The 23,508-nt window shown below is 64.5% G+C and carries 22 protein-coding genes and 1 pseudogene; 8 read left to right on the top strand and 15 right to left on the bottom strand.

The genetic code is table 11. From position 1 onward, the window contains the following. Positions 1-2 precede the first annotated feature (2 nt). The 3 genes from ACFZAI_RS14955 to ACFZAI_RS14945 all read left to right on the top strand — a co-directional run bounded on the left by ACFZAI_RS14955 (position 3) and on the right by ACFZAI_RS14945 (position 1,552). Positions 3-767: a hypothetical protein gene (locus ACFZAI_RS14955; RefSeq protein ID WP_391567594.1), complete on the top strand. Its 765-nt coding sequence runs from the start codon at positions 3-5 to the stop codon at positions 765-767. Next, positions 764-994 (top strand): hypothetical protein, encoded by a 231-nt coding sequence (locus ACFZAI_RS14950; protein WP_391567593.1) that lies wholly within the window; start codon positions 764-766, stop codon positions 992-994. The genes ACFZAI_RS14955 and ACFZAI_RS14950 overlap by 4 nt, the downstream gene beginning before the upstream one ends. Before the next feature lie 156 nt (positions 995-1,150). Then, the gene (locus ACFZAI_RS14945) at positions 1,151-1,552 is read left to right on the top strand and encodes an I78 family peptidase inhibitor (protein WP_391567592.1); all 402 of its coding nucleotides are present in this window, start codon (positions 1,151-1,153) and stop codon (positions 1,550-1,552) included. A 151-nt stretch (positions 1,553-1,703) separates the two neighbouring features. Here the strand turns inward: ACFZAI_RS14945 and ACFZAI_RS14940 are convergent, their stop codons facing one another. The 10 genes from ACFZAI_RS14940 to ACFZAI_RS14895 form a co-directional block, all read right to left on the bottom strand. After that, the gene (locus tag ACFZAI_RS14940; protein WP_391567591.1) at positions 1,704-2,666 is read right to left on the bottom strand and encodes a LysR family transcriptional regulator; all 963 of its coding nucleotides are present in this window, start codon (positions 2,664-2,666) and stop codon (positions 1,704-1,706) included. 45 nt (positions 2,667-2,711) lie between these two features. Then, entirely contained in the window at positions 2,712-3,446 is a 735-nt protein-coding gene (locus tag ACFZAI_RS14935; RefSeq protein WP_391567590.1) for an amino acid ABC transporter ATP-binding protein, read from the bottom strand. Positions 3,447-3,456: 10 nt separating this feature from the next. Next, entirely contained in the window at positions 3,457-4,146 is a 690-nt protein-coding gene (locus ACFZAI_RS14930) for an amino acid ABC transporter permease (RefSeq protein WP_054421595.1), read from the bottom strand. Continuing rightward, complete coding sequence (locus ACFZAI_RS14925; RefSeq protein WP_391567589.1) at positions 4,139-4,828, bottom strand: amino acid ABC transporter permease; 690 nt, start codon at positions 4,826-4,828, stop codon at positions 4,139-4,141. The genes ACFZAI_RS14930 and ACFZAI_RS14925 overlap by 8 nt, the downstream gene beginning before the upstream one ends. A 145-nt stretch (positions 4,829-4,973) precedes the next feature. Next, on the bottom strand, positions 4,974-5,795 hold the full coding sequence (locus ACFZAI_RS14920; protein ID WP_391567588.1) for an ABC transporter substrate-binding protein: 822 nt from the start codon (positions 5,793-5,795) through the stop codon (positions 4,974-4,976). A 61-nt stretch (positions 5,796-5,856) separates the two neighbouring features. Continuing rightward, positions 5,857-7,059 (bottom strand): aminotransferase class I/II-fold pyridoxal phosphate-dependent enzyme, encoded by a 1,203-nt coding sequence (locus ACFZAI_RS14915; RefSeq protein ID WP_391567587.1) that lies wholly within the window; start codon positions 7,057-7,059, stop codon positions 5,857-5,859. Continuing rightward, positions 7,056-7,736, bottom strand: coding sequence for an RraA family protein (locus ACFZAI_RS14910; RefSeq protein ID WP_391567586.1), 681 nt, complete (start codon positions 7,734-7,736; stop codon positions 7,056-7,058). Before ACFZAI_RS14910 ends, ACFZAI_RS14915 begins: the two co-directional genes overlap by 4 nt. Before the next feature lie 155 nt (positions 7,737-7,891). Then, positions 7,892-8,791, bottom strand: a complete 900-nt coding sequence (locus ACFZAI_RS14905; protein ID WP_391567585.1) for a hypothetical protein — start codon at positions 8,789-8,791, stop codon at positions 7,892-7,894. Between the two features lie 30 nt (positions 8,792-8,821). After that, positions 8,822-9,433 carry an LON peptidase substrate-binding domain-containing protein gene (locus ACFZAI_RS14900; RefSeq protein ID WP_391567584.1) on the bottom strand — a complete coding sequence of 204 codons (612 nt, stop codon included), beginning with the start codon at positions 9,431-9,433 and terminating at the stop codon, positions 8,822-8,824. A 9-nt stretch (positions 9,434-9,442) separates the two neighbouring features. Beyond that, positions 9,443-9,850: a carboxymuconolactone decarboxylase family protein gene (locus ACFZAI_RS14895; protein ID WP_391567583.1), complete on the bottom strand. Its 408-nt coding sequence runs from the start codon at positions 9,848-9,850 to the stop codon at positions 9,443-9,445. Positions 9,851-10,006: 156 nt separating this feature from the next. Between ACFZAI_RS14895 and ACFZAI_RS14890 the strand changes: the two genes are divergently transcribed. Continuing rightward, positions 10,007-10,435, top strand: a complete 429-nt coding sequence (locus tag ACFZAI_RS14890; RefSeq protein ID WP_391567582.1) for a VOC family protein — start codon at positions 10,007-10,009, stop codon at positions 10,433-10,435. Between the two features lie 96 nt (positions 10,436-10,531). Continuing rightward, entirely contained in the window at positions 10,532-11,716 is a 1,185-nt protein-coding gene (locus ACFZAI_RS14885; protein WP_391567581.1) for a low temperature requirement protein A, read from the top strand. A gap of 20 nt (positions 11,717-11,736) precedes the next feature. Here the strand turns inward: ACFZAI_RS14885 and ACFZAI_RS14880 are convergent, their stop codons facing one another. Continuing rightward, the gene (locus ACFZAI_RS14880) at positions 11,737-12,588 is read right to left on the bottom strand and encodes an IclR family transcriptional regulator (RefSeq protein WP_391567580.1); all 852 of its coding nucleotides are present in this window, start codon (positions 12,586-12,588) and stop codon (positions 11,737-11,739) included. A gap of 198 nt (positions 12,589-12,786) precedes the next feature. On the opposite strand from ACFZAI_RS14880, the pseudogene ACFZAI_RS14875 reads away from it, so the two are divergent. Both ACFZAI_RS14875 and ACFZAI_RS14870 read left to right on the top strand, forming a co-directional pair. Further along, positions 12,787-14,427, top strand: a pseudogene (locus tag ACFZAI_RS14875) (GMC family oxidoreductase); the annotation flags it as partial. Then, positions 14,428-15,768, top strand: a complete 1,341-nt coding sequence (locus ACFZAI_RS14870) for an MFS transporter (RefSeq protein WP_391567866.1) — start codon at positions 14,428-14,430, stop codon at positions 15,766-15,768. A 22-nt stretch (positions 15,769-15,790) separates the two neighbouring features. On the opposite strand, the gene ACFZAI_RS14865 is transcribed toward ACFZAI_RS14870, so the two are convergent. From ACFZAI_RS14865 to ACFZAI_RS14855, 3 genes are read right to left on the bottom strand one after another with little or no spacing between them, the layout of a single operon-like run. Beyond that, positions 15,791-17,269 carry an efflux transporter outer membrane subunit gene (locus tag ACFZAI_RS14865; RefSeq protein WP_391567579.1) on the bottom strand — a complete coding sequence of 493 codons (1,479 nt, stop codon included), beginning with the start codon at positions 17,267-17,269 and terminating at the stop codon, positions 15,791-15,793. Positions 17,270-17,274: 5 nt separating this feature from the next. Continuing rightward, a complete protein-coding gene (locus tag ACFZAI_RS14860; RefSeq protein WP_391567578.1) occupies positions 17,275-20,424 on the bottom strand; it encodes a multidrug efflux RND transporter permease subunit in 3,150 nt (1,049 codons plus the stop codon). A 40-nt stretch (positions 20,425-20,464) separates the two neighbouring features. Beyond that, positions 20,465-21,643, bottom strand: coding sequence for an efflux RND transporter periplasmic adaptor subunit (locus tag ACFZAI_RS14855; protein ID WP_391567577.1), 1,179 nt, complete (start codon positions 21,641-21,643; stop codon positions 20,465-20,467). 221 nt (positions 21,644-21,864) lie between these two features. Here ACFZAI_RS14855 and ACFZAI_RS14850 point away from each other — a divergent pair, with 221 nt between their 5' ends. Next, the gene (locus tag ACFZAI_RS14850; RefSeq protein ID WP_391567576.1) at positions 21,865-22,437 is read left to right on the top strand and encodes a TetR/AcrR family transcriptional regulator; all 573 of its coding nucleotides are present in this window, start codon (positions 21,865-21,867) and stop codon (positions 22,435-22,437) included. 15 nt (positions 22,438-22,452) lie between these two features. Here the strand turns inward: ACFZAI_RS14850 and ACFZAI_RS14845 are convergent, their stop codons facing one another. Further along, entirely contained in the window at positions 22,453-23,463 is a 1,011-nt protein-coding gene (locus ACFZAI_RS14845; protein ID WP_391567575.1) for an aldo/keto reductase, read from the bottom strand. Positions 23,464-23,508 lie beyond the last annotated feature (45 nt).

Genomic DNA, 23,508 nt, shown 5'->3' with positions numbered 1-23,508 from the left:
CCATGTCGCCATCGCGAATTCATTTCTATCAAGAGCACCTGGCTGATCTGCATCAGGCTTTGGTTCAACATCCGATCGTGCTGAAGCATTTAAGCGGCCGGAACATCCGCCTTGATGGTGTAGCGCTATTACCCGAGGACACGTTCTCCACGCCCTTCGGCAATATCTCAGCCTTGGCATTCGCCCGCATGTTTTCGGTCTTCGACGGCAGTCGCGTGCATCAACAGGCAGAGCACAAATTGGGGCTGGATAATGCGCCCCCCGGCCTCTACTACACCGTGGTCAACCCCCGTTTGATACAGGCGCCATTCAAGAACAAGCTTGGCCTGTATGCAACAGACGCCGGCACCAATCGCCGCCTCATTTACGCGCTGCACATCGATCATTTCTACTTGAGCGCCACCTTGGCGCCCCCTTACCTGGGCCGCTTCGCTTTTGCGCTTTGCGCCATTACGGCGTATCTGTCTGGGCTTGTCAGAATATCCCTGATGGCTGCGGGCGGCCTCGGCTACAGCGCTCGCTACATTGGCTATCGCTTCTGGCCGAAACTCGGGTTCGATGCCCCGCTACATACCGGTGAAACCGCTGGGCAAACGAGGTTAACGGGATGCACTACCGTGCAAGAGGTGTTGGCCGTTGATGAAGCTTGGTGGGACCGAGCGGGATCGCAAAGGCCCATGGTTTTTGATCTGGAACCTCATAGCGCCTCGTGGCAAAAGCTAGTACCCTACATCAGCAATCAAATCGCGCCAGGGAGGCTTATATGAATGACCAAACTACGCTGAAATGCGCCAATAAGGTTGGCTACGATAAGACTGGCTACGATAAGACTGGCTACGACAAGACAGGCTGCGACAAGACAGGCCGGGTGATCAAGGTATCCATGAAGGGTATCCCGGTAGTCACGCGGGGCATTTGGGCTGAAATGGCAGCCCGCGCACGTCAGCCGTTCATGGTTTTCCGTCCTTATCCGATCTTGCCCGACGCAAACTGACTTCGCCCCTGCCCCGGTTTCCTTTTATCAGGCCCGCCTTGACATCAGATCAATGCGGGTTTTTCATTTTTTGCCACGCTGCCGCCGCCCCCCATCACAGCCCGCCAAGGCTGGTCTATCATGGCTTTTTTGTCGCGTAGTTGTAAGGAGCTTTACATGATCCGCAAGCTGATCCCCTTCCTTCTGGTTGCCACCCTGAGCGCGTGCGCCAATACCGGGACGTCGTCTTCGTCTGCCCGCGCGCCGGCAGCCTCCAGCTCCTCCAGCTCGTCCGATTCGTCCGGTGGCGCAACGTATGGCGGGTCTTCGTATGGGTCGTCGTCGAATATGCCTGGCAGCAGCATGGGCGGCAGCAAGACGTGCGACGCGGGCGCGCTGCAATCGCAGATTGGCCAGAAGGCCAGCCAGTCGGTCATGGAAGATTTGCGTTCGCGCAGTGGCAGCACCACCGCCCGCATCCTGCGCCCGGGGCAGTTGGTCACCATGGAATACAACGCAACCCGCCTGAACCTGATCGTGGATGACAAAGATGTCATGACCGCCATCCGCTGCGGATGATCGCACTGCTGTCCTGCCCCGGAGGCCGGCATCTACCACGGGCCGGGGTTTAGACGGGGCCAGGGCTTAGTCGGAGGGTTCAGCGGGAGGGCTTAGCCGGAGGGTTCAGCCGGAGCGTTTAGCCGGAGCCGGCGACCCGCCCGGCCCGCCGCTATGCCTTGTTCATGGCCGCGGGCGGCACGTGAGGCAGGAAGGCCCCCGCTACCTCAAACGCGCATTCCTCGCGCGCGATGTCGATCACCCGTGACACGATCGGGTTGACGATGTTTTTCTTGTGCACCGCGTAGTAATTGATGGTCGGCAAGTCCGGCTGCACGTTCAGCTGGCAGAGCGCGCCGCGTTCGACCAGCGGCGCGAAATACGCGCCCGGCAGATAGCTGATGCCCAGGCCCAGCATCGTCAGCTGCGCCATCATCCCCAAGCTATTGCACGTCAGCACGCGCTTAACCGGCAGGCCCTGCTCGGCGAACCAGGCGTCATACAGATGCGACAGCGCGGAATTCGTGGGTTGTGAAATCACCGGATACGGCGCCAGATCCTGCGGCGTCAGTTGCGCCGACAAATCAATGTCCAGCGCGGGGCTCGCCATCCACACGTTCGTCACGGCCCCCAGGTGCGTGCAGTCGTACTGATAGCTCCAGAACGGGCCGGGCATGATGGCCAGGTCCAGCTGGTCTTGCTCCAGCCGTTCATACAGCGTGATGCCGCCATCGATTTCCGGCATCAGCTGCACGCGCGGGTAGCGCAGGCTGATCTGGTTGATCAGCCGCGCCAGCCAGGTCATGCCGACGAGTTCGGTCACGCCCAGCCGCACCACGCCTTCGAAGCTGGCCGGGTCGGCCATGTTCTGCACGATGCGGCTGTTCAAGTCGAGCATTTCGCGCGCCAGTTCGAACAGCTTGCGGCCCTGCGGGGTCATCAGCAATTTCTTGGCGCGGCGTTCAAACAAGGGCGAACCGGCAAAGGCTTCCAGTTCGCCCACCCGCTTGGCGACCGCCGATTGGGTGGTGTGCAATTTTCGGGAAGATGCGCTGAAGCTGCCGAGTTCGGAGCTCCAGTAAAAAGCCTCTAGCTGCTTAAGGGTGTACATCGCGGCGGTCGATGCGAAACGCATGGAAACCCTCACCTTACCATCGCCGCCGCGCTGTCCGGCCCGGCCTTAGCCGCGCGGATGCAGGATATCGGCCAGGAAGCGCTGCGCGCGCGGATGCGACGGCGCGCTGAAGAAGCGCTCGGGCGTGTCCATTTCCAGGATCTCGCCGCCGTCCATGAACACCACGCGGTCGCAGACGTCGCGCGCGAAACCCATTTCGTGGGTCACGCACACCATCGTCATGCCGTCTTTGGCCAAGCCCTTCATCACTTGCAGCACTTCGCCAACCATCTCCGGGTCCAGCGCGCTGGTGGGTTCGTCAAACAGCATCACCGGCGGTTGCAGGGCCAGCGCGCGCGCAATCGCCACGCGCTGCTGCTGGCCGCCCGACAAGGACCCCGGATAGGCGTCGATCTTATGCGCCAGGCCCACGCGATCCAGCAGGCTCTTCGCCAGCTCCACGGAGGCTTTGCGCGACTGCTTGCGAATGTTCACCGGCGCGAAGATCACGTTTTCCAGCACGCTCATGTGCGGGAACAGGTTGAACTGCTGGAACACGAAACCAATCTTCTGGCGCAACGCGTTCAGGTTGGCGCCCTTCTGGTAGATGTCGGCGCCGTCGATCAGGATGCGGCCCTTCTCAATCGGTTCCAGCCGGTTGATCGTGCGGATCATGGTCGACTTGCCCGAGCCCGACGGCCCGCACACCACCAGCACTTCGCCACGCGACACCGACAGGTCCACGTCCTTCAGCACGTGATGCGCGCCGTACCACTTGTTCACTTTTTCAAGCTTGATCATGTTTGTTCCTTTAAGCCATGGCGCGCGAGCGGCGGATACGCAGGTCCAGCCAGCTCAAGCCGCGGCTCAGGCTGAAGCACACCAGGAAATAGATGATGGCCAGGATGCCGAACACCTGTAGCGGCTGAGTCAGCACCAGGTTGTTGACCTGGTTGGCCGCGAAGGTCAGTTCATTGACGCTGATGACGTAACCCAGCGACGTTTCCTTGATGGTCGACACGAACTGGCTGGTCATGCTGGGCAGCACGTTAAAGAGCGCTTGCGGCAGCACCACCTTGCGCATCGTCGTCCAGTAGCCCACGCCCAGCGAGCGCGACGCCTCGATCTGGCCGCGCGGCACCGCCTCGATGCCCGACCGGATCACCTCCGACAGATACGCGCTTTCGTAGACGACCAGCGCGAAGATCAGCGTCCAGAAACCGCTGACGACCTGGCCCGTCAACTTGGGCACCACAAAGTAGGCCCAGAAAATCAGCATCAGCAGCGGCATGCCGCGCACAACGTTGACCAGCGCCTTGCTGGCCACGCGCAGCCAGCCGAACGGGCTGACTCGCGCCAGCGCGATCAACAGCGCAAGCGGCATCGACATCGCCAAGCCCAGCGCGGCCAGAATCAGCGTCAGCGCCAGGCCGCCCAAGGGGCCGTTGGGGTATTGGCCGACCAGCAGCGTCGGCCAGTATTGCAGTAGCAGATCAAGCACCGTGGCCTCCGCGATTCAGACGATAACGGGCGTAGATGCGCGATCCCAGCGCCATGATCAGGAACGATCCCAGCAGGTACATGATCGTCGCCGCGCCGAAGGTGGCAAAGGTGCGATAGGTTTCGTTTTCGATCTCGCGCGCCTGGTAGGTCAGCTCCATCACCCCAATCGCCATGGCGACGCTGGTGTTCTTGAACAGCAGCAGCGCACGGCCCACCAGCGGCGGAATGGAAATGCGCAGCGCTTGCGGCACGATCACGAAGCGCATGCATTGCAGGTAGCTCGCGCCCAGCGCGCGCGCCGCTTCGAATTGCGTGCCGGGAATGGCGCGCAGGCCGCTGCGGATGTCTTCGGCGATGTAGGCCGCCGACCCCAGCCCCAGCGCAATCGCCGCCAGCGACATCTCGGCGTTATGGTCGTACAGCCACAGGCGCAGGCCTTCCGGCAGCAGTTCGGGCATGCCGAAATACCAGAACAGCACCTGCACCAGCAGCGGCACGTTGCGGTGGTATTCCACATAGGCGTCGACCACCCAGCGGCACGGCGCCAGATTGGTCGCGCGCACCACCACCAGCGTCACCGCGATGGAGAACGCCAGCACCCAGGCAACCAGAAACAGCTGCACGGTGATCGCCATGCCGCTGAGCAGCAGCTGGTATTGGGAAGCGTCAAGTAGGCTCATAAAGCAGTCAATCTCCAACAATCGCGCGGACCACGCCAAACGTCACGGGTTCCGACCGCCCGCCTGGGCAGGCGCCGGAAACCGTGACGGGGGCGTTCGGGCCTTGATGAGGTATCTGGCCGAGATCCGCGCTGGGGTTCGCGCTTCAGCCCGCGATGGGGCCGATCTTGAAACCGCGTTCCAGCTTGTAAGGCGTCTCTGCGCCGAACCACTTGTCGAACAGCTTGGCGGCTGCGCCCGAGCTTTCGGCCTCGTCCAGCGCCTGGTTCACCGTTTGCAGGAAACGCGGTTCGGACTTGCGCACACCCAGGCCCCAGGGCTCGTCAAACACCGACTTGGCGATGACGGTGACCGGCGCCGTCGGCGGGCTTTGCAGCACCAGACGCGCCAGCACCAGCTCCGACGCAAACTGCGCGTCCACCTTCTTTTGCTGCAAGGCCAGGTAAGTGGCCGAGCTGTCGCCGTAGCCGATGACCTGGGATTTGTCCAGAATGCGCTTGATTTCGCGTTCCGAGCTGGAGCCCTTGGTGGCGCCAACACGGCGCCCATTCAGGGCTTCAATGCTGTCAAAGCCCGAGTCCTTGCGCACCAGCAGCTTTTGCGGGCTGACGTAATAGGCGTGGCTGAACGCGATCTGTTCGGCACGGTCGGGCGAATAACCCAGGTTGGCCGCCAGAATGTCGACGCGCCCTTCATTCAGTTCCGGCACGCGCGCCGCCACCGACAACAGCTTGTAGCTGACCTTGACGCCCAGCTTGTCGGCGACGAGCTTGCACACGTCCACGTCGTAGCCCACCAGTTGGCGCGTGGCGGCGTCCTGAAAGCTGAACGGCTGCGAAGTGCCCAGCGTGCCGCAGACGAGTTCGCCGCGCGCCTTGATGTCGTCGATCTGATCGGCCTGGGCGGCAGCGCCCAGCGTCAGCGTGGCCAGGCCCAGGCAGGCCGCGAAAAGAGAGTGGCGTTTCATGCGTGATTCCCCTTGTCTGATTGTGTGGTGGTCGTACTGAATAAATGGGCGCGGCGCGGGATCAAACCAGCTTGGCGCAGGCGTCGCGAATGGCCGAGCAGCCTTGTTTGATGTCATCCAGCGACGCCGCGAACGACAGCCGGAACGTGCCCGGCGCGCCGTAAGCATGGCCATCGATGACGGCCACGCCGGCTTCGCGCAGCAGGTAGTGCGTCAGGTCGGTGTCGGTGGCGATGACGTCGCCCGCAGGCGTCTTCTTGCCCAGCAGGCCCGAGCAATCCGGGAAGACGTAGAACGCGCCTTGCGGCACAACGATCTCCAGGCCCGGCGCGCCGGACAGTTCGGCAATCGCCAGGTCGCGGCGTTCGCGGAACACCTTGGCGAATTCCGCCACGCAGTCCTGCGGGCCTGACAACGCTTCCAGCGCCGCCGCCTGGCTCACCGACGACGCGCCCGACGTGCTTTGCGATTGCAGAATGGCCATCGCCTTGATCAGTTCGTCAGGCGCGGCGCCGTAGCCGATGCGCCAGCCGGTCATGGCGTAAGCCTTGGACACGCCGTTCACCACCAGCGTGCGGGCGGCCAGTTCCGGCGCGACTTGCAGCGGGTGCACCGTGGGTTCGCCGGTGAAATTCAGGCGGGCGTAGATGTCGTCCGTCATCAGCCAGACGTGCGGATGGCGCTTGAGCACTTCCGTCAGGCCGCGCAGTTCGTCGGCGGTGTAGACCGAGCCCGTCGGGTTGCTGGGCGCATTCATCATCAGCCACTTGGTGCGCGGCGTGATGGCGCGTTCCAGGGCTTCCGGGGTGACCTTGTAATCGGTAGCGGGCGAGGTTTCCACGGCGACCGGCACGCCGCCGTTCACCAGCACCATGTCGGGGTACGACACCCAGAACGGCGCGGGAATCAGCACTTCATCGCCGTCGTTCAGCGTGGCGGCCAGGCCGTTGAAAATCACCTGTTTGGCGCCGGTGCTGACGATGATCTGCGAGACCGGGTAGTCCACCCCCGTCGCCTCCAGCAGATGGCCGCGGGCGGCCTTGCGCAGCGCCACCGTGCCTTGGGCCGGCGGGTACTTGGTTTCGCCGCGGTTCATGGCGGCGGTGGCGGCCTGGCGGATATGTTCCGGCGTCGAAAAGTCCGGCTCGCCAATCGTCAGGTCGATGATGCGGCGGCCTTGCTCGCGCAGTTCGGCAATGATGGCGCGCGCGGCCACGCTGGGCGACAGCTTGATGCGCTTGATGCGGTCGGCAACGATGCTCATTTGGCGGCTCCCATCTTCTCGGCCAGCGTCTTTTCCAGCCAGGGCTTGGTGTAGGTGCCAGCGCGCAGCTTTTCCTTGGCCACGGCTTCGTCGGCTTCCTTCTTCTGCGCCAGGGCCAGCACGGCGGCGGCGAGTTCGGCGGGAATCACCACCACGCCATCGGCGTCGCCCACGACCACGTCGCCCGGGTTGACCACTTGGCCGCCCACGGACACGGGAACGTTGATTTCGCCCGGGCCATCCTTGTACGGACCCTTATGCGACACGGCGCGCGCGAAGCAGCCGAATTCACCCTGGGCGAACACGTCGAAGTCGCGCACGGCGCCGTCGATCACGAAGCCTTCGATGCCGCGCGATTGCGCGTCCATCATCATCAGTTCGCCGACCAGCGCGTTGCTGGTGTCGCCCGAGCCGTCGACCACGATGACGTCACCCGCGCCACCCAGCGAAATCGCCTTGTGGATCATCAGGTTATCGCCGGGGCGGGTCTTGACGGTAAGCGCCAGGCCGACAGTGCGGCGCGTGGCGGCATGCATCGGGCGCAGGCCCGACACGCCATACAGGCGGTTCATGCAGTCGCTGATCTGGGCCGAGCCGATCTCGGCAAAGCCCGCCAGCACGTCAGCGGCGACGGCCTGGGCGGGCCGGGAAAGAATGCGGTATCCGATGGGATTCATAAGGAAAGTCAGGGGTGAATGCGTGAGGCGATTAAGCGAACATGCATTACAAAGCCCCACATGCCTTTCCTCAAAACGATATAAATTCCCAGCGATTCAGGAATTTTATTCGTACATAACAGCGATTAGGGTAATCCCTAATTCGTGCATCGCATTCAGTCGTCGCCGCCGCTGATGGCTTGGCGGGCCTCTGCCAGCGCTACCGTCAGATGCTGAACTTTCTTTTTCAGCTGATCGCGTTCTTCCGTCACGCGCGTCAGCACGCCACGCAGGCGTGCGACCTCAGCGGGCAAGTCCTCGATGCTTTCAATCGGCACCTCGGGCGGCGCTTCACGCGGCGGCGGGGCTTTGGCCAGGCGCACTTCGCGCGCAGCCTGTTGCAGCTCTTTCCTGCCCCCGGCTACGGCGGCGGCCTGACGCTCGGGCGGCAAGGACGCGACCGCCGCGGCGGCGTTGATCGAAATCGCCCCCGCCTTTACCGCCTGCACCAGTTCCGGCGCGGCTTCCTTCTGGATTTTTTCGATCTGGCCCAGCGTATTGCTGCTGATCCGGGCGGCGCGCGCCAAGGCCTGACGGCTAGGCACGGGCGGCGTCCACGAGATATTGGGCGGCAGGCGCGGCGCATTGTCAGCGCCGGCTGCGCCCGTGTCATCCTCGTCCCAAGGCGGCGAGCCATCTGCCGAAGCGCCGTTGGCGGCGGCGTCAGCCGGCGCGCTGCCTTCCGGCGGCGTGCGCGCCAGCAAAATTTCCTTCTTACGCAAGGCCAGCACCCCGCGCTGGAAGTCCGACACGCTGCGCCGGCCCAGATGGTTTTCGATCATCCACAGATGCACGTCTTCCATCGACTTGAACGTCGTGTTCTGACGCGTCTGGAATTCGATGCCGTGCTTCTTGCAAATGGCGTAACGGTTGTGGCCGTCCACCAGCAGGTCGCCCCACAGCACCAGCGCGTCGCGGCAGCCCTCGGCCAGCAGGCTGCGCTCCAGCGCCTCGTGCTCGTCTTCGGTCAAAGGGTCTATATAGGCGCGCAGGCCCTCGTCAATCCTGATATCCATGATGTCCAATAGGTGTCTTGCCAACTTCCGCTACGTCAGCCCCTGGCCTCGCAGCAGATCCTGAATGGCCGCCAGCCGCGCCACGGGGTCGGTCAGGCCCAGTAATACAGCCTTGTCGTCCGGCGGCAAGGGCAGCAGCTCGCACCAGCGGTCTGCCACCCAGCCGCTGTCATCCAGCCGGTATGGCGGCGCCAGCGGCATTCTTTCAGCGGGAACGCCCTCTTGCTGCCATTGGGCCACCAGACGCCCCAGCGCATCGGCGCTGGGCTGCATGGCCGCTGGCACGGGCGTGGGCGGGTCGTCGGCGATGGGCTCGGTCTGGCCCATCCAAAGGCCGTATTTTGCCACCTTGCTGGAAAGCAGCCGGAAACGGCTCGTGCCCACGCAGCGCACTTGCAGCAAGGCGGGCATCGGCGCTTCCCATGACGCGATCCGCGCCATCGTGCCTACGGGCGCGAGGGTCTCCTCGCCCTCGGGCGTACGGACCTCTCTGCCCGCCAGCAGGCCCACCACGCCGAATTCGCTGCCCTCCGCGATACAGCGGCGGATCATATCCAGGTAGCGCACCTCGAAAATACGCAGGTGCAGCACGCCGGCGGGAAACAGCGCATTGGATAAGGGGAACAGCGGAATCAGCGCCATGGCTGTCTCCTACTTGACGTCGAAGGCGGCGTCCACCGGCACTTGCATGGCCGTCACCATCGCATTGGTTTGCGCCGCCATGCCTATCACTGACAGCAGTTCGGCGTGCTGGCCATCGGTCATGCCCTTGGCCCGGGCGGCGGCCGTGTGCGAATGCACGCAGTACGAGCAGCCGTTGGCGGTGGATACCGCGATGTAGATCATTTCACGCACCAGCGGCGAAAGCTCGCCGTCGGCCATCATCACCTGCTTAAGTTGCGCCCACACGCGTTGCAGTTGCGGCGGGTCATTGGCCAGCGCGCGCCAGAAATTGTTGACGAAATCCGACTTGCGGGTTGCACGAATATCTTCGAACACCGCCCAGGCGTCCGGGTGCTTGCGGACCTCATCGTCCGATAACAATTTGACCGTGCTCATGCCGTGGTTCCTATGGGTTAAGGCCGTTCTGGGCCGTTCAGGGCCGAAAATACGCGGGGCAAGCTACAGTGCAAACAGTCGCCAGGCCCGCCGGCAGCGTGAATCGGGCCTTCCATCATAGATCGGCCACGGCCCGGTCCCCACACGGGAAACATCATGCCCCAACTCTCCGCCTACCTCAGCTTTGACGGCAACTGCGCCGACGCCATGCGCTTCTATGAACGCGTGCTGGGCGGCCGCATCGAGGCGCTGATCCGCTACGCCGACGCCCCCGCCGACGCCGCCATGCCCGCCCTGTCGCCCGACGACGCCGAACGCATCATGTACGCCCGGCTGGCGCTGGACGAACAAACGCTGCTGGCCAGCGACGCCACGGCAGGCCACCCCTACCCCGGCAAAAAAGGCATGGCGCTGGCGCTGGTCTACCCCACCGTTTCTGACGCGCAACGCGTCTTCGACCAACTGGCCGACGGCGGCAACGTCACGATGCCGCTGCAAAAAACGTTCTGGGCGGAAGCCTACGGGGCGCTCATCGACCGGTTTGGAACGCGTTGGATGCTAAGCGGCGGCCGATTGACGCAGTGACGCGGCAAACGTCCCACAGCTTTTAAATCTTTTGCATTCTTCCACGCGAACCTTGCAGTAATCTGGCAGCGCTCCATTCCACAGGAAGCGCCCGCCATGACTTTTCTTGCCAGCGCCACGTTGCTACGCCGCCGCGACGGCCATGAAGCCCGCGTCACCTACGTCGAGCTGTTCTTCGACCTGGTTTACGTCTTTGCCGTCACCCAGCTGTCTCACAGCCTGCTGCACGACCTGACGCTGATGGGCGCGGTGCAAACGCTGGTGCTGTGGTTCGCCGTGTGGCTCGGGTGGCAATACACCTGCTGGGTCACAAACTGGTTCGACCCCGACGCCATTCCCATGCGCATCATGCTGTTCGCGGTGATGCTGGTGGGCTTGATCGCCGCCGCCGTGCTGCCCGGCGCGTTCGGCGAAAACGGGCTGATCTTCGCCATCTGCTACGCGTTGATCCAGGTCGGCCGCACGGTCTTCATCGTGCTGCACCTGGGCCGCAAGCATCCGCTGTCCGATAACTTCCGGCGCATGCTGGGCTGGCTGTGCATTTCCGCCGTGCTGTGGATTGCAGGCGGCCTGGCGTCCGGGCAATGGCGTCTGGCGCTATGGATACTGGCCGTGGCCTGCGAATACATTTCGCCGATGATCGGCTTCCGGCTGCCCGGCATGGGCCGTTCCCATACCAGCGACTGGACGATCGAAGGCGGCCATCTGGCCGAACGCTGCCAGCTGTTCGTGATCGTGGCGTTGGGTGAAACGCTGCTGATCACGGGCGCCACGCTGGGCGAGCACCCGCATTGGGACATTCCCACCTTGATTGCGCTGCTGGTCGCGTTTCTGGGAACGGCGGCCATGTGGTGGGTGTACTTCGACACCAGCAGCAAGGACGGCAGCGAGGCCATCGTGCACTCCAACGACCCGGGGCGTATCGGCGCGTACTTCCACTATGTGCACGTCATTCTGATTGCGGGAGTGATCGTGTCAGCCGTGGCCAACGAGCTGGTCATCCTGCACCCGGATGGCCGCATCACCCCGCCCGCCGCCGCCGCGCTGATCGGCGGCCCGGCGCTGTACCTGCTGGGTAACGCCATCTACAAGACGGTGGTGTATGCGCGCTTTCCGCTGTCGCACGTGGTGGGGCTGGTGTTGCTGGCGGTGCTGGCGCCCGTGTCGTTTGTCACCGACAACCTGATGGTGGGCGGCCTGACCACGCTGATCATGATGGCCGTCGCCGTGTGGGAAAGCGTGTCGCGGCGAGGTGCGGCGCGCGCGCATGTGACGATCTAAGCGGCTGCCTTCGCCTTGCATCAGCTGCCCGGCCGATGCAAGGCCAGCACGTCATGCAGCGATTGCGCCGCGCGTTGCATCACCGGCACGGCGCGCAGAAGATCGTCCAGCATCACGCGCGCGGTTGGCGCATGGCAGGCCACGGCCGCCACGACACGGTCTTCGGCGTCTCTGACCGGCACCGCCACCGCGCTCATGCCGCGCACAAATTCTTCGTTGTCGATACCGATGCCGCGCGCGGCCAGGCGTTCTAACTCTTCTTCCAACTGCGCCGGGTCCGTCAACGTGCGCGGCGTGTTGCGCGTCAAGGGCAAACGCGCCAGCACGCGGCCGCGCTCCAGCCGGTTCATGGACGCCAGGAACAACTTGCCGCTGGCCGTGCAGTGCATCGGCACGTGGCTGCCCACCGCGAAAAACAGACGCAAGGGCTCCGACGTTTCCACGCGTTCCATATAGACCACGCGATCGCCGTCGGGCGCCGTCAGGTTGCAGGTTTCGCCCAAGGCGCCCACCAGTTGCGCCAGCACCGCGCGGCACGCGCGCGTGAATGCCGATGCGCGCAACGTCGCCAGCGCCAGCGAGGTGGCTTGCGGCCCGGGCACAAAGCCGTGTTCGGTGGGCGTTGCCGCCACGAAACCCGTGCGCTGCATCGCGGCCAACAAACGCATCAAGGTGGTCTTGGGCATGTCCAGCCGTTGCGCCAGTTGCGCCAAGGTGGGCGGATGCTGCGCGCGCGCCAGATGCTCCAGCACGATCAGCGCGCGTAATGACCGCGCGGCCTCTTGCTGTTGGGCGGCGGGCTCCGGCGGCTGCGCAGCCGCCGCCGATGCTGCACTGCGATTTTGAAACCGAAGTTGCATGTTCCGTTCCATTTGTCTGCCCCCACGCGTGTTGTGCTTTGTTCTACGCGCCTGATTCCTAGAATCGTCACAGATCCCGGCCACGTCGCACACCGCGCGAAGCCGGCGGGACCGACCCAGTATATAAGTGCGCCCCGCTGCGGCAAGCAGGGAAAACGCGCCGTTCCGCCCCGGTCTTGCAGCCGGGCGATAACAGGGAGACAAGGCGATATGTCCGATACCGTGGATGTCATCGTGGTGGGCGCCGGCTCGGCCGGATGCGTGATGGCCAACCGGCTAAGCGCCGACGGCGCGCACGCCGTCTGCCTGCTGGAAGCCGGCCCCCGCGACACGTATCCGTGGATACACATCCCCATCGGCTACGGCAAGACGATGTTCCACAAGGTGGTGAACTGGGGCTACTACACCGACCCCGACCCCAACATGCTTGGCCGCCGCATCTACTGGCCACGCGGGCGCACGCTGGGCGGGTCCAGCGCCATCAACGGACTCATCTACATTCGCGGCCAGCGCAGCGACTACGATGCCTGGGCCGATGCCGGCAACCCCGGCTGGCGCTGGGACGACTGCCTGCCCTATTTCCGCAAGCTGGAAACCAATGATTTGGGCGCGGGCCCCACGCGCGGTATCGACGGCCCCTTGAACGCAACCTCCATCAAAACGCCACATCCGCTGGTGGAAGCGCTGATCGCCGCGGCCGGCACGCTGGGGGTGCCGCACGTGCGGGACTTCAACACGGGCGAGCAGGACGGCGTGGGCTATTACCAGCTGACGACGCGCAATGGCCGCCGCTGCTCCACCGCCGTCGCCTACCTGCGCCCCGCCGAAGACCGCCCCAACCTGCGCGTGGAAACCGGTGCGCACACCATGGCCATTCTGTTCGAAGGCGGCCGCGCCTGCGGCGTGCGCTACCGGCAAGACGGACAGGTCCGCACGTTGCGCGCGCGCCGTGAAGTGGTGCTGTGCGCCGGCGCGCTGCAAACGCCGCAGCTGTTGCAGCTGTCTGGCGTGGGGCCGGCCGCCCTGCTGCGCGAATTCGGCATTCCCGTCGTGCGCGACCTGCCCGGTGTGGGAGAAAACCTGCAAGACCATCTGCAGATCCGGCTGATCTACGAGACCACCCAGCCCATCACCACCAACGACCAACTGCGCACGCTGCACGGCCGCGTCGGCATGGGTTTGCAATGGCTGTTGTTCCGAGGCGGCCCGCTGGCGGTCGGCATCAACCAGGGCGGCCTGTTCTGCCGTGTCGACCCCGCCAGCCGCACGCCCGACACGCAGTTTCACTTCGCCACGCTGTCGGCCGACATGGCGGGCGGCAAGGTGCACCCGTTCTCGGGCTGCACGTATTCGGTCTGCCAGTTGCGCCCCACGTCACGCGGCCACGTGCGCCTGCGCAGCGCCGACCCGTTCGAAGCGCCCGCCATGCAACCCCATTACCTGTCCACGGAATGGGACCGGCGCATGACGGTAGCCGCCGTGCGTTACGCGCGGCAAGTGGCCGCCACCGAACCGCTGGCGAGCCTGATGAAGCGGGAATTCCGCCCCGGGCCTGACGTGCGCACCGACGACGAGATCCTGCATTTCTGCCGCGAATACGGCGCCACCATCTTCCACCCGTCCGGCACCGCCAAGATGGGTCCGCGCAGCGATCCGATGGCCGTCGTGGACGAACGCCTGCGCGTGCATGGCGTGGCGGGCTTGCGCGTGGTGGACTGCTCCATCATGCCCACGCTCGTCTCCGGCAACACCAATGTGCCGGTCGTGATGCTGGCCGAACGCGCGGCCGACTTAATGCTGGAAGACTTCAAACAAGCGCAGCGGCACCCCGCCCCACCAAAGGAGACTGCAATGCCCAAGCAAAATGAAGCCGCGGTACGCAAAGTCGTCACGGCGTCACTCATCGGCGCCACCATCGAGTGGTACGACTTCTTCCTCTACGGTGTCGTGGCCGGCATCGTATTCAACAAGCTGTACTTCCCCACGGGCGACCCGCTCGTCTCCACCATGCTGGCCTACACCACCTTTGCGGTGGGCTTTGTGACGCGCCCCTTGGGCGGGCTCATCTTCGGCCACTTCGGCGACCGCATCGGCCGCAAAAGCATGCTGGTGATGACGCTGATGATCATGGGCGTGTCCACCTTTCTGATCGGGCTGGTGCCCACCTACGACAGCATCGGCGTCTGGGCGCCCATCCTGCTGTTGCTGCTGCGCGTGTTCCAGGGCATCGGGCTGGGCGGCGAATGGGGCGGCGCGGTGCTGATGGCCTATGAATACGCGCCGCCCGGCAAAAAAGGGTTTTACGCGTCCTTGCCGCAGATCGGGCTGGCGATAGGCCTGTGCCTGGCCTCCGGCACGGTGGCGCTGCTGTCCACCTTGCTGACCGACGAGCAGTTCATGGCCTGGGGCTGGCGCGTGGCGTTCCTGGCCTCGGCGGCCATGGTGCTGGTCGGTATGTACATCCGGCTGAACATCAAGGAAACGCCGGAATTCACCGCTGTCAAAGCCAACAACGCCGAAAGCCGCATTCCTTTTTTCGACATGCTAAAGCGCTATCCGGGCAATGTTTTCAAGGGCATGGGCGCGCGCTACATCGACGGCGTGTTCTTCAATGTGTTCGGCGTGTTCTCAATTTCGTACCTGACGCAGACGGTGCAAATCACCCGCACCGAAGCGCTCACAGGCGTGATGGCGGCCGCGTTGGTGATGTGCTTTTTCATCCCGTTCTTTGGCCGGCTATCCGACCGCATCGGCCGCACGCGCGTGTACTTCTGGGGCTCGCTGATTACGGCGCTGGCGTCGTTTCCCGGCTTCTGGCTGATGCTGAACAGCCAGGGCAGCGTGATGCTGATCTGGCTGGCCATCATCATTCCCTTCGGCATCTTCTACGCCGCCGTGTACGGCCCCGAGGCCGCGCTGTTCTGCGAGCTGTTCGACGCCAAGGTGCGCTACACGGGGATCTCGTTCGTCTATCAGTTCTCGGGCATCTTTGCGTCCGGCATCACGCCCATCATCGCGACTGCGCTGTTGAAAACGGGCGGCGGGCAGCCGTGGCTGATCTGCCTGTACGTGTTGTTTGCCGGCGCCGTATCGGCGTGGTGCGCGTGGCTGATCGGGCGCGGCAAGCCCGCCGAAGACCCGGTCGCGCAGTCGTCGGCGCCGCTGGCGCGGCCGGGGCTGCGCAAGGCGTAACCCCGGGCCGCCCGTCAGTCAGTCAGTCAGCCTGCGCCACGGGCGGCTGGGCTCCCGTCCAGCCGCCACCCAGCGCCTTGAACAGGGTCGCCAACGCGATCTGGCGCTGGGTGCTGACGTCGATGTAGCTCAGCTGATCCGTAAACGCGCTGCGCTGCGCGTCCAGATACCGCAGGTGGCTGTCCACCCCGCCGCGATAGCGGGCTTCGGACAAGCGCATCGCTTCCTGGCTGGATTCGGCCAACGCGCGGCGCGACGCCTCTTCGCGGCGCAACGTGTCGGTGGCCGCCAACGCATCGGCCACTTCCTTGAACGCGGTCTGGATGGTCTGCTCGTACTTCGCCACCGCGATGTCGCGGCGCACCGTCGCCAGATCCAGGTTGGCCACGTTACGGCCGCCCGAGAAAATCGGCAGCGTGATCTGCGGCGTGAACGACCACGCGCGCTGGCCGCCGTCGAACAGATTGGACAAGTCGGCGCTGGACGATCCAAACAAGCCCGTCAGCGTGATACTGGGAAAGAACGCCGCGCGCGCCGCGCCGATGCTGGCGTTGCGCGATTGCAGCTGATGCTCGGCAGCCAGAATGTCCGGCCGGCGCTCCAGCAATTCCGACGGTGCGCCCGCGGCAATTTCCTGCACCAGCACGGGTGTGGCCGCCAGTTGCTTGGGCAGGTACGGGCTCAGGTCATTCACGCCCACCAGCAGGCCCAACGCGTTGCCCGCCTGACGGACTTCGCGGTCCATGCGCTCGCGCTCGGCGCGCGCCTGCTCCGTCAAGCCCAGCGCTTCCTGGTAGTCCAGCGCCGTGGCGGTGCCGGCCTGACGCCGTTTGACGATCAGCTCCAGCGACGCCTCGCGGCTGGCCAGCGTCTGCTCGGTGACGAGCATCCGGCGCAGCGCACTGTCACGCGTCAGATAGGCCTGGATCACTTCGGCCACCAGGCTGATGCGCGTGCTGTGCGCGGTTTCCTCGGTCGCGAAATATTCCTGCAACGCGGCGTCAGACAAGCTGCGCACGCGGCCAAACAGATCGATCTCGAACGAGGTCAGGCCGATACCCGCCTGATAGCTGCTTTGCACGCCGGCGCTGCCGGTGCTGTTCAAGTCGCCCGGCACCCGCTGGCGCGTGCCCGTGCCTTGCGCATTGATGCCCGGCAGGCGGTCGGCGCGTTCGATGCGGTATTGCGCCCGCGCCGCTTCAATGTTCAGCACCGCCTGGCGCAGGTCGCGGTTGTTGTCCAGCGCCAGCGTCACCAGTTGGCGCAGCGGCTCATCGGTAACGAACTGCTGCCAATCCAGCGTGCCAGCGGCCGATGCTGCGGCAGCCGTTGCTGCGGCAGCCGATGCCGCGGCGGCCGATGGGGCCACCGCATCCGGCTGGCCGAACTGCGTGGGAATGGGCGCGTCGGGCCGTTGGTAGACCGGCGCCATCGAGCACCCAGCCAGCGCCGCCGTCAGGATCAGCGCCCCCAGGCTCCGGGGAAAATTCATTTGCATCATGACTCTCACTCCTCGGCCGTGCGCGGTGCAGGCAAGGCGTCCGCGGCCGGCTCGCTGCGCTTCTTGGGCAGCAGCGACAGTACCCAGACAAAGAAGATGGGCACAAAAATCACGCCCAGCAAGGTGGCGCTCAGCATGCCGCCGATCACGCCCACGCCCAGTGCGCGCTGGCTGGCCGCGCCTGCACCGCTGGCCAGCGCCAACGGCACCACGCCCAGAATGAACGCCAGCGACGTCATCACAATCGGGCGAAAGCGCAGCTTGGCCGCCTGAATCGCCGCGTCAGCCAGGGAATGGCCCTGCTCGCGCAGGCTCTTGGCGAACTCCACGATCAGAATGGCGTTCTTGGCCGCCAAGCCGATAATGGTGATGAGGCCCACCTTGAAGTACACGTCGTTCGACATGCCCAGCACCGTCACCGCCAACACCGAGCCCAGCGCGCCAATCGGCACGATCAGCATCACAGACGCGGGAATCGCCCAGCTTTCATACAGCGCGACCATCAACAGGAACACCACCAGGAACGCCAGCGCAAACAGCATCGGCGCCTGCGCTCCGGCGAATTTTTCCTGATAGGACAAGCCCGTCCATTCATAGCCAATGCCGTTGGGCAGTTCGGACACGATCTTTTCAATCACGGCCATGGCCTCGCCCGTGCTGTGCCCCGGCATCGCGTCGCCCGCGATCTTGAACGCCGGGTAGCCGTTGTAGCGCGAGATCTGCACCGGGCCGGTCTCCCAATCCGTCTTCACGAATGCGGACAGCGGCACCATGCCTCCCGACTTGTTCGGCACGTTCAGCATCAGAATGCTTTCGGGCGTCATGCGGTCACGCACGTCGGCCTGCACCACCACGCGCTGCAAGCGCCCGGCGTTGGCAAAGTCGTTGACCGTGGCCGAACCATAAGCCGACGAGATCGCGGTGCTGATGGTGTCAAAGCCCACGCCCAGCGCCTCGGCCTTCTGGCGGTCGATATCCAGGCGCAGTTGAGGCGCATCCGCCAGGCCTTCCATCATCGCGTAAGCGATAACGGGCGAGCTGTTGGCCTTGGCCAGCAACTGGTCGCGCGCCTCGGTCAGCGCCGCGCGGCCCAAGCCGCCCCGGTCTTGCAGGCGCAGCGCGAAGCCGCCGGAGTTACCCAGGCCGTCGATCGGCGGCGGGTTCACGGCCATGATCGAACCGTCATCGATCGCCGCAAAGCGTGCGTTGACGCCATCGGCCACATCAGAGGCCGCTTCGCCCTTGCCGCGCTCGGACCAGTCCTTCAGCGTGGGGAACGCGATGCCCGCGTTCTGGCCCGTGCCAGAAAAGCTGAAACCCATCACAGTAAAAGCGTCGCCCATGGCGTCCAACGACATCAGGTGCTGCTCGACATCCGCCACGACCTTGTCGGTGCGGGTGTACGTGGCGCCCGGGGGCAACTGCACGTCAACAATCACATAGCCCTGGTCTTCGGCCGGCACAAACGACTCCGGCACGCGCACATACAGCACGCCCAGCACCGCCACGATGGCGACGTAGATCACCATATAGCGGCCAGTGCGCTTCACCAGCCGCGTGTTCAGCGCTTCGAAGCGGCCGGTCAGGCGGTTGAAGACGCGGTTGAACCCGCCGAAAAAGCCTTTCTTTTCATCGTGGTGGCCCTTCGGAATGGGCTTCAAGAACGTTGCGCACAATGCCGGCGTGAAGGTCAGCGCCAGGAAGCCCGAGAACAGGATCGACACGGCCAGCGACAACGAAAACTGCTGATAAATAACGCCCACCGACCCGCTCATGAAGGCCAGCGGCAGGAACACGGCCGACAACACCAGCGTGATGCCCACGATGGCGCCCGACACCTGATCCATCGCCTTGATGGTGGCCTCGCGCGGCGACAAGCCCTCTTCGGCCATGATGCGTTCCACGTTTTCGACAACCACGATGGCGTCGTCCACCAGAATGCCAATGGCCAGCACCATGCCGAACATCGTCATCATGTTCACCGAGAAGCCCAGCACGGACATCACGGCAAATGTGCCCAGCAGGCAGACCGGCACGACGATCGTCGGGATCAGCGTGTAGCGGAAGTTCTGCAAGAACAGGAACATCACCAGAAACACCAGCACCATCGCTTCCAGCAGCGTGTGCACCACCTTCGTGATCGCCACGCTGACAAAGGTCGACGTGTCGAACGGCACCGAGAATTCCACGTCTTCAGGGAACGACGCGGACAACTCCTGCAAGCGCGCCTTCACGGCCTTGACCGTGTCGATGGCGTTGGCGCCGGGCGCCAGCTGCACGGCCGCGCCCACCGACTTCTTGCCGTTCAAACGGGTTTCGAAGTCATAGCTTTGGCGGCCCACCTCCAGCCGCGCCACGTCGCGCAGGTGCACGGTGGAGCCGTCGTCGTTTGCGCGCAGCACGATGTTGCCGAATTCTTCCGGCGTGTCCAGCATGCCCTTGACCGCGAGCGTCGCCGTCAGCTCTTGTTCGGGCGAACCCGGGCGGCTGCCGAAACTGCCAGCCGGCACCTGCACGTTTTGCGCAGCGATGGCCGCGTTGACGTCGGCCACCGACAGGCCCACGCCCAGCAGCTTCTGCGGATCAATCCACACGCGCATGGCGGCTTCGGCGCCGAAGAACTGCACCTTGCCCACGCCGTTGACGCGGCGGATTTCGTTGTTGATGTGGCGCGCGGCGTAGTCGGACAAGCCCACCACGTCCTTGTGCGCGTCTTCGCCCTTGTACGTCAGGGCGTAGATCATCAGGAAGTTGGAACTGGCCTGCTCCACTTGCAGGCCCTGCTGCGTCACCGCCGACGGCAGGCGCGCTTCCGCTTTCTTGATGCGGTTCTGCACGTCCACCTGCGCCAGGTCCGGGTCCATGCCCGGCTCGAACGTCACGGTGATTTCGGCGCTGCCGCTCGAGCTACTGGACGACTCGTAGTACAGCATGTTCTTCGCGCCGTTCAGCTCTTCCTCGATGACGCTGGTGACCGAGTCCACCAGCACGGACGCGGACGCGCCCGGGTAGGTGGCGGCAATGGTCACTTGCGGGGGAGCCACGACGGGAAACTGCGATACCGGCAGCGACGGAATCGCCAGCAAGCCGGCCAGCGAAATGAAGATGGCCACCACCCACGCAAAATTGGGGCGGCCAATGAAAAACTTGGACATGATCTACCTTTAGGGCTGCACGCTGTGCGTGGGCGGCCGATTAGTTCGTGGCACGGGCGGCCGCCTCGCCAGAGGCGGCAACGCGGGCTTGCTCGGCGGGCGCCACCGTGACTTTCTGGCCCGGCACGGCGGCCGATACGCCGCCGACGATGACGCGGTCGCCCGCGGCCAGCCCGTCAACGATGTGCCAGTCGGAACCGCGCATCGCGCCGGTCTGCACCGCACGCGACTCCACCACATCGTCCTTGCCCACCAGCATCACTTGCGGCTTGCCATCAGTGCTGCGCGTGACCGCGCGCTGCGGCACCAGAATGGCGTTGGCGTCCACGCCTTGCTGCGTCTGCACGCGCACGTACATGCCCGGCAACAGCAGCACGTCCGGGTTGGCGAATTCACCGCGCACCGACACCTGGCCGGTGGTCCGGTCCACCGCGATGTCCGAGAACAGCAGCTTGCCGCTGCGCTTTTCGTCGGTGCCGTCGATGGTGATGGAGATGCTTGCGCCTTCGCCCTGCGCGAGGCTGCCGTTCTGCAGGGCGGCGCGCATGCGCAGCATGTCGGCCACGGGCTGGGTGAAGTCCACGTAGATCGGGTCCAGTTGCTGGATCTTCGCCATCACGGTGGTTTCGTTCTGGCCCACCAGCGCGCCTTCGGTCACTTGCGCCCGGCCGATGCGGCCGGAAATGGGCGCCTTGACCGTGGCGTAGTCCAGATTCAACTGCGCGGTTTCCACATCGGCCTGTGCCGAACGGCGCGCAGCTTGGGCGCTTTTCAGCGTGGTCACGGCGGTATCGAAGTCTTGCTGGCTGACCGCTTCGATCTTCACCAGCGGCGTGTAGCGCTTCAGGATCGCCTGCGCGTCGGACACGGCGGCATCGGCCTTGGCCAGTTCGCCCTGCGCGCGCGACAACGCGGCCTTGAACGGCGCGGGGTCGATTCTGAACAGCACGTCGCCCGCCTTCACGTCGGCGCCTTCTTCGAAATTGCGGCTGAGCACGATGCCCGCCACGCGGGCGCGCACTTCCGCCACCCGCACGGGTTCAACACGCCCCGGCAGCGCGCTGGTCATCGTGAAGCGCTCGGGCTGCACCGCCAGCACCTGAACCGCGCGCGGCGCTTGGGCCTGGGGCGGTTCGGCCTTGTCGCCCCCGCAACCGGCCAACACCATCGCCGCCAACAATGCCGTCAAGGGCAAGCGCCGCTTCATGTGAGTTTTCATTTTTGTAACCTCGCGCCCCGCGGCACTGTCATTTACCAAGTGGGCGATGCTACCTTAACGATTGATTTGAATCAATAATGATTCATTTGATTTTGTGAAGATCAACAAAGTCGCTTCACAAGTCTTTACTTGTCAAAATCACGAAAGTTTGTACAAAGTGAATCGCACATGCTCCAATACCCGGCAAACGGGGATTCCACACACACGATGAGGGGCAGGCAATGTCTGACGAGGCGGGGCACGAACGCTTTTTGGTAGCGTTGGCGTTGGCGATGGTGGATCAGCCGCGCGCGACCTTGCAGGAACTGGCCAAGGCCGTGGGCGTCAGCAAGGCAACGCTGTATCGCTTCTGTCAGACGCGGGACCAACTGGTCCTGCGCCTCACCACGCATTGCGCGCACGTCATGAAAAAGGCGCTGGCGGACTCGCATCTGGACTCCGCCCCGCCGCGCGAGGCGCTGCGCAACCTGATCAATCAGAATCTCGCACACAAGGAATTGACGGCCTTCCTCATGTACAACTGGAAGCCGGACAACGAGCAGCAGCCCGACATCATGAACAGCTGGTCGGGCTACCAGGAATCGTTGGATGCGTTCTTTCTGCGCGGACAGCGCGAAGGCGCCTTCCGCGTGGACATGACGGCGGCGGCGCTAACCGAGATGTTGTTCGGCGTGCTGACCAGCATGGTGGACGCCGAACGGCGCGGGCGCGTGGCCCGGCTGGGCATCGCGTCGGTGGTGGAACAGATGATGCTGCACGGCATCGCCACCGAACCGGCGCGCGCCCCGGCCTAACGCCCGCGAGTTCACTCAGGCCGACGCGACGGGGCGGCCGAAGAACGGATAGTTGGGGTCGTTGTAGCCGTGGGTGGAGGCATGGCCGGGCGTGACCCAGCCGTCTACGATGGCTTCGTCTTCCGGCGTGATCGTCACGTCCAGCGCCGCGTAGTAATCCTCCATCTGCGCCAAGGTGCGCGGGCCGGCGATGACGCCGGTCACGACCGGGTTGGCCAGCACCCACGCGGTAGCGAAATGACCCGGCTGCACGCCACGCGTGGCGCTGTGCTGCACCAGCTGCTGCGCAATCTGCAATGACTCTTCACGGAACTCGGTCGCCAGCATGCGGCGGTCGCCACGGCCGGCGCGCGTATCGGACGCGGGCGCCTGGCCCGGCTGATACTTGCCCGTCAACACGCCGCGCGCGATGGGGCTGTACGGCACCACCCCCAGTCCGTAATGCTTGCAGGCCGGCAGAATTTCCACCTCGGGGCCGCGATTCAGCATGTTGTAGTACGGCTGGCACACCACCGGCTGCGGCACGCCCATTTTTTCGCACAGGCGCATCACTTCCGCGATGCGCCAGCCACGGAAGTTCGACAAGCCAAAGCTGCGCAGCTTGCCCGCGCGGATCAGGTCGCCCAGCGCCCACAGCGCCTCTTCCAGATTTTCTTCGTGATAGTCGCGGTGCAGGTACAGGATGTCCATGAAATCCGTACCCATGCGCGTCAGGCTTTGCTCAACGCCGCGCATCAGCCATTGGCGCGAGTAATGCGATTGATTCGGGCCCTTGCCCACGATGTTGCCGATCTTGCTGGCCAGCACCCAGTCGTGGCGCTGGCCTTGCAGCAGCTTGCCCACCACTTCTTCCGAACGGCCTTCGTTGTAGACGTCGGCCGTATCAATGAAATTGACGCCATGGTCGCGCGCCGACGCCACAATGCGCGCGGCCTCGTCATCCGGCGTCTGTTCTCCAAACATCATGGTGCCCAGGCAGAGCGGCGAGACGCGGAGGTTGCTGGTTCCCAGACGGCGGTATTTCATGGGGTCAATTCCTTTCTGATCAATGAGGTCGGCGCGGCGCGAGCC

It is taken from the genome of Achromobacter sp. NPDC008082 (genome assembly GCF_042957345.1).
GTDB lineage: Bacteria > Pseudomonadota > Gammaproteobacteria > Burkholderiales > Burkholderiaceae_B > Achromobacter > Achromobacter kerstersii_A.
Note: the sequence above shows the minus strand (reverse complement) of the source record. Positions and strands in the feature narration are given on the sequence as shown.

Bases quoted from the DNA above. Each gene is read 5' to 3' on its own strand.
- ACFZAI_RS14955 (WP_391567594.1), top strand. From the start codon at position 3: ATGTCGCCATCGCGAATTCATTTCTATCAAGAGCACCTGGCTGATCTG.
- ACFZAI_RS14950 (WP_391567593.1), top strand. From the start codon at position 764: ATGAATGACCAAACTACGCTGAAATGCGCCAATAAGGTTGGCTACGAT.
- ACFZAI_RS14945 (WP_391567592.1), top strand. From the start codon at position 1,151: ATGATCCGCAAGCTGATCCCCTTCCTTCTGGTTGCCACCCTGAGCGCG.
- ACFZAI_RS14940 (WP_391567591.1), bottom strand. From the start codon at position 2,666: ATGCGTTTCGCATCGACCGCCGCGATGTACACCCTTAAGCAGCTAGAG.
- ACFZAI_RS14935 (WP_391567590.1), bottom strand. From the start codon at position 3,446: ATGATCAAGCTTGAAAAAGTGAACAAGTGGTACGGCGCGCATCACGTG.
- ACFZAI_RS14925 (WP_391567589.1), bottom strand. From the start codon at position 4,828: ATGAGCCTACTTGACGCTTCCCAATACCAGCTGCTGCTCAGCGGCATG.
- ACFZAI_RS14920 (WP_391567588.1), bottom strand. From the start codon at position 5,795: ATGAAACGCCACTCTCTTTTCGCGGCCTGCCTGGGCCTGGCCACGCTG.
- ACFZAI_RS14915 (WP_391567587.1), bottom strand. From the start codon at position 7,059: ATGAGCATCGTTGCCGACCGCATCAAGCGCATCAAGCTGTCGCCCAGC.
- ACFZAI_RS14910 (WP_391567586.1), bottom strand. From the start codon at position 7,736: ATGAATCCCATCGGATACCGCATTCTTTCCCGGCCCGCCCAGGCCGTC.
- ACFZAI_RS14905 (WP_391567585.1), bottom strand. From the start codon at position 8,791: ATGGATATCAGGATTGACGAGGGCCTGCGCGCCTATATAGACCCTTTG.
- ACFZAI_RS14900 (WP_391567584.1), bottom strand. From the start codon at position 9,433: ATGGCGCTGATTCCGCTGTTCCCCTTATCCAATGCGCTGTTTCCCGCC.
- ACFZAI_RS14895 (WP_391567583.1), bottom strand. From the start codon at position 9,850: ATGAGCACGGTCAAATTGTTATCGGACGATGAGGTCCGCAAGCACCCG.
- ACFZAI_RS14890 (WP_391567582.1), top strand. From the start codon at position 10,007: ATGCCCCAACTCTCCGCCTACCTCAGCTTTGACGGCAACTGCGCCGAC.
- ACFZAI_RS14885 (WP_391567581.1), top strand. From the start codon at position 10,532: ATGACTTTTCTTGCCAGCGCCACGTTGCTACGCCGCCGCGACGGCCAT.
- ACFZAI_RS14880 (WP_391567580.1), bottom strand. From the start codon at position 12,588: ATGGAACGGAACATGCAACTTCGGTTTCAAAATCGCAGTGCAGCATCG.
- ACFZAI_RS14870 (WP_391567866.1), top strand. From the start codon at position 14,428: ATGCCCAAGCAAAATGAAGCCGCGGTACGCAAAGTCGTCACGGCGTCA.
- ACFZAI_RS14865 (WP_391567579.1), bottom strand. From the start codon at position 17,269: ATGATGCAAATGAATTTTCCCCGGAGCCTGGGGGCGCTGATCCTGACG.
- ACFZAI_RS14860 (WP_391567578.1), bottom strand. From the start codon at position 20,424: ATGTCCAAGTTTTTCATTGGCCGCCCCAATTTTGCGTGGGTGGTGGCC.
- ACFZAI_RS14855 (WP_391567577.1), bottom strand. From the start codon at position 21,643: ATGAAAACTCACATGAAGCGGCGCTTGCCCTTGACGGCATTGTTGGCG.
- ACFZAI_RS14850 (WP_391567576.1), top strand. From the start codon at position 21,865: ATGTCTGACGAGGCGGGGCACGAACGCTTTTTGGTAGCGTTGGCGTTG.
- ACFZAI_RS14845 (WP_391567575.1), bottom strand. From the start codon at position 23,463: ATGAAATACCGCCGTCTGGGAACCAGCAACCTCCGCGTCTCGCCGCTC.